Source organism: Telluria sp. ZB2R32 (assembly GCF_059685715.1).
The window spans coordinates 149123-160373 of the sequence record NZ_JCASIG010000004.1; the positions used below are offsets into that span (position 1 = coordinate 149123).

The 11251-nt window shown below is 64.3% G+C and carries 10 protein-coding genes; 6 read left to right on the forward strand and 4 right to left on the reverse strand.

All coding sequences use genetic code 11. The annotated features are described in order from the left end of the window. Positions 1–159 precede the first annotated feature (159 nt). The 3 genes from AC56LG_RS13095 (at position 160) to AC56LG_RS13105 (ending at position 2975) form a co-directional block, all read left to right on the forward strand. The gene (locus tag AC56LG_RS13095) at positions 160–1047 is read left to right on the forward strand and encodes an alpha/beta hydrolase (protein ID WP_497166520.1); all 888 of its coding nucleotides are present in this window, start codon (positions 160–162) and stop codon (positions 1045–1047) included. A gap of 101 nt (positions 1048–1148) precedes the next feature. Next, a complete protein-coding gene (msrA, locus tag AC56LG_RS13100; RefSeq protein WP_497166521.1) occupies positions 1149–1655 on the forward strand; it encodes a peptide-methionine (S)-S-oxide reductase MsrA in 507 nt (168 codons plus the stop codon). Positions 1656–1664: 9 nt separating this feature from the next. Further along, positions 1665–2975 carry an FAD-dependent oxidoreductase gene (locus AC56LG_RS13105; RefSeq protein WP_497166522.1) on the forward strand — a complete coding sequence of 437 codons (1311 nt, stop codon included), beginning with the start codon at positions 1665–1667 and terminating at the stop codon, positions 2973–2975. 107 nt (positions 2976–3082) lie between these two features. Here the strand turns inward: AC56LG_RS13105 and AC56LG_RS13110 are convergent, their stop codons facing one another. Continuing rightward, positions 3083–3289, reverse strand: coding sequence for a SlyX family protein (locus tag AC56LG_RS13110; RefSeq protein ID WP_497166523.1), 207 nt, complete (start codon positions 3287–3289; stop codon positions 3083–3085). A gap of 37 nt (positions 3290–3326) precedes the next feature. Further along, positions 3327–5408: a UvrD-helicase domain-containing protein gene (locus AC56LG_RS13115; RefSeq protein WP_192054539.1), complete on the reverse strand. Its 2082-nt coding sequence runs from the start codon at positions 5406–5408 to the stop codon at positions 3327–3329. A 69-nt stretch (positions 5409–5477) separates the two neighbouring features. Here AC56LG_RS13115 and modA point away from each other — a divergent pair, with 69 nt between their 5' ends. The 3 genes from modA to AC56LG_RS13130 all read left to right on the forward strand — a co-directional run bounded on the left by modA (position 5478) and on the right by AC56LG_RS13130 (position 7504). Then, positions 5478–6260, forward strand: coding sequence for a molybdate ABC transporter substrate-binding protein (gene modA / locus AC56LG_RS13120; RefSeq protein WP_497166524.1), 783 nt, complete (start codon positions 5478–5480; stop codon positions 6258–6260). Beyond that, positions 6257–6955 carry a molybdate ABC transporter permease subunit gene (gene modB / locus AC56LG_RS13125; RefSeq protein ID WP_497166525.1) on the forward strand — a complete coding sequence of 233 codons (699 nt, stop codon included), beginning with the start codon at positions 6257–6259 and terminating at the stop codon, positions 6953–6955. Before modA ends, modB begins: the two co-directional genes overlap by 4 nt. 63 nt (positions 6956–7018) lie before the next feature. Continuing rightward, positions 7019–7504: an SRPBCC family protein gene (locus tag AC56LG_RS13130; RefSeq protein ID WP_497166526.1), complete on the forward strand. Its 486-nt coding sequence runs from the start codon at positions 7019–7021 to the stop codon at positions 7502–7504. A 162-nt stretch (positions 7505–7666) separates the two neighbouring features. On the opposite strand, the gene AC56LG_RS13135 is transcribed toward AC56LG_RS13130, so the two are convergent. Continuing rightward, positions 7667–9106, reverse strand: a complete 1440-nt coding sequence (locus tag AC56LG_RS13135; RefSeq protein ID WP_497166527.1) for a dihydrolipoyl dehydrogenase — start codon at positions 9104–9106, stop codon at positions 7667–7669. A 42-nt stretch (positions 9107–9148) separates the two neighbouring features. Beyond that, complete coding sequence (locus AC56LG_RS13140; RefSeq protein WP_497166528.1) at positions 9149–11155, reverse strand: primosomal protein N'; 2007 nt, start codon at positions 11153–11155, stop codon at positions 9149–9151. Between the last annotated feature and the right edge of the window lie 96 nt (positions 11156–11251).

An 11251-nucleotide genomic window follows, 5' to 3' on the forward strand; every position in this document is an offset into this window, starting at 1 on the left:
TTACAGTCGTGTCGGTACGGTGAAACAATGGCATACAAACCTGTATAGACAATACGCCGTGGATTCATGCCGCAGCCGGCGCTGCACGGCAGCCGCCGGGGTGAGTTATCGTAGAATCAAGGACAGCAATCTCATGCGCCACCATCCCGGAGCGACCATTTGAAAACCACAGTCCTTGGATTTGCCCTGCTCGTGTCGGCAATCGGCGCGCAGGCGCAGGCGCCCTACACGCTCGACAACACCGATGTACGCGACCTGCGCGCCGCCGGCCTGAAGCGCGACTACCAGCTGTTCGTCGCCCTGCCCGACTCCTACCGCGACAGCACCCGGACCTACCCGGTGGTGTTCGTCACCGATGCGAACTACGCCTTTCCGCTGGTGCGCAGCATTGCGCAGCGGCTGAGCAGGCACGCCGGCATGGAAGAGACGATCGTGGTCGGCCTGTCGTACGCCAGGGGCGATACCGGCGTCTACAGCCGCCGGCGCGATTACACGCCGACGGTGCCGCGCAAGCACGATTACCGCTCTGACATGGCGGGACGTCCGCTCGCGTTCGGTGAAGCGCCGGCGTATGCGCGCTTCATTGCGCGCGACGTGTTCCCGCTGGTCGCCAGGCACTACCGCGCCGACATGCGGCGCAAATTCTTTGTCGGCCATTCCTACGGCAGCCTGCTCGGCCTGCAGATCCTGTTCACGGAACCGCGCATGTTCGAGCATTACATCCTGGGTAGCCCCTCGCTGTGGTACGACGCCGGCGTGATGTTCGACCGGCTGGAAGCGTATGGCGAGCGCCACCGCGACCTGCCGGCCAGCGTCTTCTTCGGCATCGGCAGCCGCGAGACGCTGGCGCCGGGGAAGAAGCGCTCGCGTGCCGAGGAAGACGCCGACATGGTGGCCGACCTGCGCGAGTTCGACGCAGCCCTCAAGGCGCACCGCTATCCGGGCCTGCGTACGCAAACCAAAGTGTTTGCGGACGAGGACCATGCGAGCGTGTTCCCGCTGGTGGTCACGCATGGTTTGCGGGCGGCGCTGCCGGCGAAAAAATAGGGGCGTGCGCATTGAATATGCAGGAGCCGCTACCATGTCGCTACTATGTTGTAATCGCGCCGCACCTGCCGCGGCCCTTCACCTTACTGAAAGAATCCACAATGACCATGCAAACCGAAACCGCCATCCTGGCCGGCGGCTGCTTCTGGGGTATGCAGGCGCTGTTGCGCCGCCAGGACGGCGTGCTGTCCACCCGCGTCGGCTATAGCGGCGGCGACGTCCCCAACGCGACCTACCGCAACCATGGCACCCACGCCGAAGCCCTCGAAGTCGTGTTCGACCCTGCCCGCATCAGCTACCGCCAGATCCTGGAATTCTTCTTCCAGATTCACGACCCGAGTACCCCCAACCGCCAGGGCAACGACCTTGGCATGAGCTACCGCTCCGCCATTTTTTACCTCAACGACGAGCAAAAGCGCGTGGCCGAGGACACCATCGCCGACGTCGACGCGTCCGGCCTGTGGCCCGGCAAGGTCGTGACCGAGCTCGCGCCCGCGGGCCCGTTCTGGGAAGCCGAGCCGGAGCACCAGGATTACCTGGAACGGATCCCGAACGGCTACACCTGCCACTTCGTACGGCCGGACTGGAAGCTGCCGCAGCGGGGCTGATCCGGTTGCATGCCGGTGCTGCCGATTTTCCGTTCTTCGTATGATGCGATCGTCGTCGGCAGCGGTCCGGGCGGCGCCGCCACGGCGCGCGAACTGGCCCGGTCCGGCATGCGCGTGCTGGTGCTGGAACAGGGCGGCGCCGATCCGCTGAAGGGCACCGTCACGCAGATGGCGGCGATGGCGGCGGTGCCCGGCAAGGGCGCCTACCTGCACCGCGACGCTTCGCTGCTGGTGGCCGGCATCACGGCGGGCGGCAGCTCGGCCATCAATTTCGCCACCGCCGCGCCACCGCCTGCGGCGCTGTTCGCGCGCTACGGCATCGATCTCGAACCGGCGCTGGCGCAACTGCACGCGGAACTGCCACTGGCGCCCCTGCCCGACGACCTGGTCGGGCCGATGGCGGCGCGCATGATGGCGGCGGCGCATTCTCTTTCCCTCGACTGGCGCAAGCTCGACAAGATGATCCGCCCCGACGCCTGCCGCGCCGGCTGCTGGCGCTGCGTGTACGGCTGCCCATTCGGCGCCAAGTGGACGGCGCGCGATTTTCTCGACGAAGCCTGTTGTCACGGTGCGCAACTGGTCGAGCGCGCCCGTGTGCTGCGGGTGCTGGTGCAGGAGGGCCGCGCCGCCGGTGTGGAAGTTGAGGTGGGCGGCACCCTGCGCAGCATCGCCGCACCGGTCGTCGTGCTCGCCGGCGGTGGCCTCGGCAGCCCGCGCCTGCTGCACCGCTCCGGCCTGGGGCCGCGCGACTCCGCTTTCTTTAGCGATCCGGTGGTGGCGGTGATGGGCAGTGTCGACGATATCGACGGCGGCGCCGAAGTGCCGATGGCGGCCGGGCTGCACCTGCATGACGAGGGGGTGGCGCTGGCCGATTTGACGCTGCCGAAACCGATGTACCAGGCCTTTGCGCTGCAGGTCGGCCGCGTCGACCGCCTGTTTGCGCATGGCCGCACGCTGTCGATGATGGTCAAGATCCGCGACGCCATCGGCGGCCGCATCGGGCCACGCTGGGCCGACAAGACGCTGCAGGACAGCGACCGGCGCAAATTGCAGCACGGGGTCGGGATGGCGACGGCGATCCTGCGCGCGGCGGGCGCGCATCACATTTTCAAATCGTGGCATTTCGCCGCGCATCCGGGCGGCAGCGTGCGCATCGGAGCAGGGGTGGATGCGGATTTGCAGACGCCGACGCAGGGATTGTTCGTGTGCGATGCGTCGGTGATTCCCGAGCCGTGGGGCTTGCCGCCGACCTTGACGTTACTGTGCCTGGGCAAGCGGCTGGGTAGCTGGCTTACCGCGATACGTAGGGTGGAGTCCTGACTCCACGCGTGCAGCGTATGCAAGTCGACATGCATTTCGATTCAGCAGGCGTGGTACCGGGTGGAGTCGGGACTCCACCCTACGGTTCACGACATTCGAGCAGCGGCTCAATAATGCGGCGGCCGCTCGTTGACCGGATTCTGCCGCCCCACCTCGCGCATCGTCCGTAAATGTTCGCCCAGTTGCTGCACCATCGCTTCCAGCTGGTCGATGCGGCGCGCCTGCTGGTAGACGGTCTGGTTCAGCGAGTCGACCAGGTCTTCCATGTGCGCCAGCTTGATTTCGATATCGACAAAACGGTCTTCGTGTTCCACGGTGCTTCCCTGCGCAGTTGTTACATTAAACCGGACATTATGACAGCAGCTTGCCGGCATCCGGCTTCGGCGTATTCAGCAAGGCCTTCAGACTGGCCAGCCGGTCCTTCGGACTGATCACCTCCGCTTCCGTCGGCACCGCGATGCCCTCGTCGAGCGCCATCTCCTTGATGAAGCGCGACGGGTCGCAGTGCACCAGTTCGCCGGCGCGCTTTCTCTTCTTGCACCAGCTGACGTGCAGGGTGCGCTGGGCGCGCGTGATACCGACGTACATCAATCGTCGTTCTTCCTGGATGCGCGCGGCGATCTTTTCGATCGGGTCGTCCGGGTCGCCCTTGTGCGGCAGGATGCCCTCTTCCACGCCGACCAGGAACACGTGCGGATACTCCAGTCCCTTGGAGGCGTGCAGGGTCGACATGCGCACCGCGTCCTGCTCTTCGTCCTGCCCCTCCAGCATCGACATCAGCGCCACCATCTGCGTCAGCTCCAGCAAATTCTTTTCTTCGCCGGTGCCGTCGCGCCCGCCGTTGCCGCGTTCCTTCAGCCAGTTGGTAAACTCCATCACGTTCTGCCATTTGGCTTGCGCCGCGCGGTCGTCGAAATTCTCGTACAGATAGTGCTCGTAATTCATCTCCTTCATCATGTCGTCCAATACCTCGGCGGCGTTTTCTCCGCTGCCCGAGGGTCCCGGACGGCTGGCGCGCGATTCGAGGTCGTTGATGAAATGGCAGAAATCGCGCAGCGGATGCAGCTGGCGGTCGGCCAGCTTGCCCTCGATGCCGCCTTTTAAAGCTGCTTCGAACAGCGAGCAATTCCACTGCTTCGAGAATTCGCCCAGCACTTCCAGCGTCGCCATGCCGACCCCACGTTTCGGCGTAGTGACGGCGCGGATGAAGGCCGGATCGTCGCCCTCGTTGGCGATCAGGCGCAGGTAGGCGATGATGTCCTTGATTTCGGCCTTGTCGAAAAAGCTCTGGCCGCCGGAAATCGTGTACGGGATGCGCTCCTTGCGCAGCGCCTGCTCGATGATGCGCGCCTGGTGGTTACCGCGGTACAGGATCGCGTAATCGGTCCACTTGTTCTTGCGCTGGAAATGGTCGGACGAAATCATGATCGCGACCTGGTCGGCTTCCTGCTCGTCGCTCTGCATTCCCAGCACTTTGATGGGTTCGCCCAGCCCGTGTTCCGACCACAGCGATTTTTCGAACAGCTTCGGGTTGTTGCCGATGACGGCATTCGCCGCCTGCAGGATGCGCGTGGTCGAGCGGTAGTTCTGCTCGAGTTTAATCACGCGCAGGTCGGGGAAATCGGTCTGCAGCGTTTTGATGTTTTCGACCGAGGCGCCGCGCCAGGCGTAGATTGCCTGGTCGTCGTCGCCCACTGCAGTGAACATCGGCTTTTTACCCAGGCCCGTCACCAGGAGTTTTACCAGCTCGTATTGGCAGGTATTCGTGTCCTGGTATTCGTCCATCAGCAGGTAGCGCAGCTTTCTCTGCCAGCGGTCGCGGATCGGCTCGTTGTTCCGGAACAGTTCCACCGGCAGGCGAATCAGGTCGTCGAAATCGACCGCCTGGTAGGCGGCCAGCGTCGCCACATAACTGCGGTAGATGCGCCCGGCCTGGGCTTCGTCCTCGTCTTTCGCTTCGCGGATCGCATCTTCCGGATCGACCAGGCCGTTCTTCCACAGCGAAATCGCATTCTGGATGCGGCGGATTTCCTGTTTATCGGTGGTGAGGCCGAGGTCGGACACGATCGTGTAGCAATCGTCGCTGTCCATGATCGAAAAGCGGTCTTTTAATCCGACGCCGGCCGCTTCCTGGCGCAGAATTTTCACGCCCAGCGAGTGGAAAGTAGAGACCGTCAATTGCTTGGCCTGCTTCGGCTGTTTCAACAGCTTGGCGATGCGCTCCTGCATTTCGAGCGCGGCTTTATTGGTAAACGTCAGCGCGGCGATCGTGCGCGGATCGTAGCCGCGGTCTTCGATCATGTAGGCGATCTTTTGTGTGATCACGCGCGTCTTGCCCGAACCGGCGCCGGCCAGCACCAGGCAGGGGCCGTCCAGGTAAAGCGCGGCTTCGCTTTGCGGCCCGTTCAGGCCGAACTTTGGTGCATTGGACATAGGAAATATTCTTGAAGGCAGCCGAGCATTGTAGCGAAGCGCGCTGCACCCCGCGCTACAATGATCAGCATGAAAAAATTGCTATTACTTGCTGTGGGAACCATGCTGGCGGGGATGTTCACCATGCCGGCGCAGGCACGCCCGCTGCTGGTCGCTGCCGCCAGCGATCTCGGCTATTGTATCGACGAACTCGTCGGCGCGTACCGGAAAACCGCGCCCGACGTCGAGCCGAAGGTCTCGCTTGGCGCATCCGGCAACTTTTTTGCACAAATCCGCAACGGCGCGCCTTTCGAGGTGTTTTTATCCGCCGACATGGACTATCCGCGCGAACTCGGCAAGCTCGGCGTGGCCGACGGCAAGACGCTGGCGCCGTATGCGGTCGGCCGCATCGCCGTCTGGTCGCTCGATCCGCGCATCGACCCGGCGCGTGGCCTGGCTGCCCTGGTGAGCGACGCGCGCATCACGCGCGTGGCGATCGCCAACCCGGTCACGGCGCCCTACGGCCGCGCAGCGAGAGCGGCACTCGAACGCGACGGACTGTGGCAAGCGCTGCAGCCAAAACTCGTGATCGGCGAAAACATCGCCCAGACCGCCCAGTTCGTCCAGACCGGCAATGCGCAAGCCGGCATCGTCTCGTTCGCTACCCTGCACGCGCCCAAATTGCAAGGCGTCGGCCGTTACGCGCTGGTGCCGGCAACGGGGCTGGCGCCGATCGAGCAAGGGGCGATCGTCACCAAAGCCGGCGCCGCCAATCCGCACGCGGCCGGCTTCGTGCGCTTCCTGGCCTCGAAAGAAGCACGCGCCATCCTCGCACGCAACGGTTTCAGTTTGCCCGCAGGCGCGGCCGAATGACCGATTGGCAGTTCCCGCCCGAACTGTGGGATGCGATCGGCCTGACGCTGCGCCTGGCCGCCGTTACCTCGGTCGTGCTGCTGATCGTCGGCATTCCGCTGGCCAATTGGCTCAACAACAGCAAGATGCGTGGCATCATTTTTATCGAAACCCTGGTCAGCCTGCCGATCGTGCTGCCGCCAACCGTCATCGGCTTTTATTTGCTGATGCTGATGGCGCCGCAGCAGCCGGTGGGCGCGGCCTGGATGTCGGTGTTCGGCCATCCATTGCCCTTCTCCTTTGCCGGACTGGTGGCCGGCTCCGTGCTGTACAGCCTGCCGTTCGCGGTGCAACCCTTCCAGGCTGCGTTTCGCGGGGTCGGGCGAGATTTGGTGCAGTCAGCGCTGGCGCTCGGTTTAACCAAGCGGCAAACCTTCCGGGCGATCGTGCTGCCATTGTCGAAACACGGGATCTTGACCGGGGTGTCGCTCAGCTTTGCGCACACGATGGGCGAATTCGGCGTGGTGCTGATGTTGGGCGGGAATATCCCGGGACAGACGCGGGTGGCGTCGATTGCGCTCTACGATGAAGCGCAGAAGTTGAATTATGCGACGGCGCACGCATATGCCCTGGTATTGCTGGCGATTTCGTTCGCCATCCTGATCGGCATCGCCTTCCTGCAGCGTCGCCAGAACGCGATCCTGCTATCGAATTAGCCAATATATCGGCTACCATCGCCCCTTCGGCGCCGCTGCGCCATCCAACACGAGCACGACACGATGAAATTTGAACACCTGATTGAAATTAACGACCCGATGAACCCGTTATTGGACACGCTGACGCGCGAGCAGGTCTGGCGCGGCCTGGTGATCCGCGCCGAGTCGCCGAAACTGTTCATTCCACACCTGGACGAATGCGACATCAGCGGGCGCGAAGCCGGCAGCTTCAAACGCCGCCTGCGCTATGGCGAGCTGGTGGTGGAAGACACGGTGTTTTTGAGCCCGCTGCAGGAAGTGCGCTACGAAGTCCCGGCCCAGGGAGAGATCAGCGCCTCCACCCTGGTCATGACGATCGAAGCCCCGACCGAGGCGATGCTGCACGTACGCTTTCAGTACGACGACGGCAAGCCGGAATCGCTCGACCAGGCCAGCAAGATGTATGACGAATTCAAGAAGTCGGCGTACCAGGAAGCCGACATTGACACGGTGCGTATCCTGCGCCAGATGGCGGGGCAAGGCAAACTCGATGCGAGTTATTTGAATTGATTGGCGTGCCGGGCCGGGTGACACGGCGCGGCAATGCATGGGGTGAATCCGCGTGGGCGGAGCCCACCCTACGTATAGAAGACATCACCGGTGCGGCCGAGTCGGGTTTTGTAGGGTGGGCTCCGCCCACGCGGTTCACCGTTTGATCAATGGCGGCGTCCCTTACGTCCCCGGCTCCGAATCCGCCGCATCCGTATGGTTCGTCCCCTTCGCCAGGTTCGCCGCCAGGTCGCGCAGCGCCGTGCGCACGCCCTCTTCGATCACCGGATGATAGAACGGCATGTCGAGCATTTGCGGCACCGTCAGGTGTGCCTGCACCGCCCAGGCCAGCAGGTGCGCGATGTGTTCGCAGCGCGGCCCGATCATCTCGGCGCCGAGGAAGCGGCACGAACCGTACTCGGCATACACGCGCAGCATCCCCTTGTTCTGCAACATCACGCGGCTGCGGCCCTGGTTCTCGAACGACACCTGGCCGATGGCGAATTTCGGCCGGCCGCCCTCGCACAGCGTTTTATAACTTTTGCCAAGGGTGGCGATGTTCGGTTCCGTAAACGCGATGCCGAGCGGCGTACGGCGCAAGCCCGGACGGACGTCCGGATAGCGGCCGGCATTCTCGCCGGCGATCTTGCCGTGGTCGGCCGCTTCGGCCAGCAGCGGCAACTCGTTATTCGCGTCGCCGGCAATGAAAATGTGGCTCGATCCGCATTGCATCGTGCGGCTGTCGAATTCCGGCACGCCGTTTGCTTGTAACGCCAGCCCGGTCGTCTCCAGGCCCATGCCGTGCACGTTCGGCGTGCGCCCGGTGGCCAGCAGCACGACCTCGAAGGATTCACTGGTCTCCTTGCCGAGCGCGTCGCGCGTGGTGAGCAAAATGCCATCGCTCTGTTCCTCGCCGCGCACGACTTCGGTCTGGAAGTGCAGGTCGAGTTCCCCCGTCAGCGTGCGCCTGGCCGCGTGCAGCACTTCCGGGTCGCTGAGCTGGGCGACGCTGCCGCCGCGCGCGAAGATGCGCACCTTGACGCCCAGGCGCGTCAAGGCCTGGCCGAGTTCCAGCCCGATCACGCCCGAACCGATCACCGCCGCCGAGCCTGGTAAATCGTCCCAATAAAACACGTCGTCGCTGGTGGCGATGCGCGGCCCGGCCCCTTTTAACTGCGGCAGGATCACGGGGGTCGAGCCGGTGGCGATCACGATGCGCGCCGCTTCGATCTCGGTATGGTCGTCGATTTGCAGCGTGTGCGGGCCAGTAAAACGGGCATGGCCGCGGATGCGGTCCTGTTCCGGAAAACTCTCGACGCTTTCCAGCACGAAGCCGACGAAGCGGTCGCGTTCCTTGCGCACGCGTTCCATCACGGCGCGCCCGTCGATGCGTTTTTCGCCCGGATGCACGCCGAAGGCGGGCGCCACGTCCAGCATGTGCGCCGCGTCGGCGGCGGCGATCAGCAGTTTGCTCGGCATGCAGCCGACCCGCGCGCAGGTGGTGCCGTAGTACCCGCCTTCGATCACGACGGTTCTCGCCCCTTGCGCATGCGCCGCGCGGTAGGCCGACATGCCCGCGGTGCCGGTGCCGATGACGGCGACGTCGACTTTCAATGTTTTCATGCTGTTCTCTCCATGGTTCCGAAACGATACGCCGTTTCGGCCTTAAATGTCGAGCGGGTCCACTTCCAGCGACCAGCGCACCCGGCTTTTCAACGCGCGCAGCAGAGATAACCACTCTTTCAAGAACGCCTGCAGCGCCGGGCGCGAAGGCGATTCCACCAGCAGCTGGGCGCGGTCGACGTTGTACACGCGGGTCATCGTCATCGGGATCGGATCGTTGATGGTGATGGCATCCGTCGGCAGCAAATCGCGGGCTTCTTCGAGAAAGGCAATGGCGGTGGCCAGCTCCGGCGCCTCGGCGCGCAGCAGCGCCTGGTACATGTAGGGCGGCAGCGCGGCCTGGTGGCGCTCTTCCAGCAGGTTCATGGCGAAGCGGTCGTAGTCGTGGCGCACCACGGCCGCATACAGCGGATGCTGGGCGTAGCGCGTCTGGATCAGCACCTCGGAGGCCAGGCCGGCGCGGCCGGCGCGGCCGGCCACCTGCATCAGCTGCGCGAACAGGCGCTCGCTGGCCCGATAGTCCTGCGAAAACAGGGCGGTGTCGGGATTGAGGATGCCGACCAGGGTCAGCTTTTTGAAATCGTGGCCCTTGGCGACCATTTGCGTGCCGATCAGGATGTCGACTTCGCCGCGGTGCACGGTATCGAAGGCTTCCTGGGCGCTGCCCTTTTTACGGGTCGAATCGGCGTCGATGCGCAGGATGCGCGCGTCGGGGAACATCGCGGCCAGACCTTCTTCGAAGCGCTGGGTGCCGCGTCCGAGCGGTTGCAGGTCGACGTTGCCGCAGGTCGGGCAATGGCGCGGGATGCGCAGCTCCAGGCTGCAGTGGTGGCAGCGCAGCCGGTGCTCGGGTTTATGCAGCACCATGAACGAGGTGCAGCGCGTGCAGTTGCTGATCCAGCCGCAGGCTTCGCAGGTGATCACCGGTGCATAGCCGCGCCGGTTCAAAAACAGCAGCGACTGCTCGCCGCGTTCCAGGCGCTGGCGCAGCGCGGCCAGCAGGCCGCCCGTCAGGCCGTCCTTCGGCTTGTCGCGTTCCATGTCGAGCAGGCGCACAGTGGGCAGCACGGCGTCGCGCACGGCGCGTTCGCGCAGTTCCAGCTTGCGGTAGCGGCCGGTAAAGGCGTGGTGCCAGCTTTCCAGCGAAGGCGTGGCCGAGCCGAGCACGATCGGAATGCCCAGCTGGCGCGCGCGCCAGACGGCCAGGTCGCGCGCCGAATAGCGCAAGCCTTCCTGCTGTTTGTACGACGGGTCGTGTTCTTCGTCGATGACGATCAGCTGCAGGTGCGGCAAGGACGCCAGGATGGCCAGGCGCGTGCCGAGCACGATGCGCGCTTGCCCCTGGTGGGCGGCGAGCCAGTGCAGCATGCGCTCGCCCTCGGACAGGCTGCTGTGCAGGGTGGCCAGCATCAGGCCCGGGAAGCGCGCGCGGATATTCCCTTCCAGTTGCGGCGTCAGGTTGATCTCGGGGACCAGGATCAGGATCTGCGCCTGCGGGTCGCGCGCCAGCACCTGGGCGCAGGCTTGCAGATACACCTCGGTCTTGCCGCTGCCGGTGACGCCGTACAGCAGCAGCGGCGTGAAGCCCTGTGCGCCACCGATGGCGTCGGCCGCTTCCCCCTGCTCGTCGTTCAGGGGCGGCATGCCGACCGGGGCAGGATCGCCCGGCGGCGGCAGCTTCGCCATTTTTTTCAGGGCGCGGTCGAGCGCGACGGTGCTCGGCACGCGCAGGTTTTTCGGTACGCCGGGCAGCGCCACCTCGCCCAGTGGACGCTGGTAATAGTCGGCTGCGAAGCCGGCCAGCGCCAGCCATTGCGGCGACAAGGGAGACAATTGGCTGCGCACGGCGAGCGCATTTTTCAGTTTATCGGCCGGGACCTCGGTTTCCTGCGCGATCTCGACGATCAGCCCCATTACTTCGCGCCGTCCAAAGCTGACCAGCGCCAGCTGGCCGACTTCGGGCGTTGTACCCTCCTCATGCGGCCAGCCGTAATCGAACAGGCTGTTGAGGGGGGTATCGATTGCAATTCTTAGGATGCAGTGCGCCAATGTCGAACCTGTAGAAAGCCTGTGGAAAACTTTGTGGAGAATGAACTGCTTGACCGGTGGAGAAGTTTACGTTAAGTCAAATGATGTACGGATCAG